This window comes from Streptomyces sp. STR69, assembly GCF_024519455.1.
GTDB lineage: Bacteria > Actinomycetota > Actinomycetes > Streptomycetales > Streptomycetaceae > Streptomyces.
In genome coordinates, this window is sequence record NZ_JALJRY010000096.1 from 1 (window position 1) to 661 (window position 661).

Consider the following 661-nt stretch of genomic DNA (forward strand, 5'->3'; position numbering starts at 1 on the left):
GGTTCTGCTTGCGGATCTCGATCATGCGGCGGGTCCAGTGCAGCAGCGAGGAGGGCGACGACATCGACGCCTCGACGTTGGTGACCTGGTAGCCGTAGACGGGGTCCATGATGGTCGGCAGCGACAGCCGGCCGGGGTCACAGGACGAAAAACCCGCGTTGCGATCAGGTGTCCACTGCATCGGGGTGCGGACGGCGTCGCGGTCGCCGAGCCAGATGTTGTCGCCCATGCCGATCTCGTCGCCGTAGTACAGGATCGGCGAGCCGGGCAGTGACAGGAGCAGGGCGGTGAACAGCTCGATCTGGTTGCGGTCGTTGTCCAGGAGCGGGGCCAGCCGCCTGCGGATGCCGATGTTGGCGCGCATCCGCGGGTCCTTGGCGTACTCCGCCCACATGTAGTCGCGTTCCTCGTCGGTGACCATCTCCAGGGTCAGCTCGTCGTGGTTGCGCAGGAAGATGCCCCACTGGCAACTCGACGGGATGGCCGGGGTCTTGGCGAGGATTTCGGACACCGGGTAGCGGGACTCGCGGCGTACCGCCATGAAGATCCGTGGCATCACCGGGAAGTGGAACGCCATGTGGCACTCGTCGCCGCCGCTCCGGAAGTCGCCGAAGTAGTCGACGACGTCCTCGGGCCACTGGTTCGCCTCCGCCAGCAGCAC

The 661-nt window shown here is 66.4% G+C and carries 1 pseudogene; it reads right to left on the reverse strand.

The window, feature by feature from the left end:
- Positions 1–661: pseudogene (locus OC490_RS49110) on the reverse strand (alpha-amylase family glycosyl hydrolase); the annotation flags it as partial.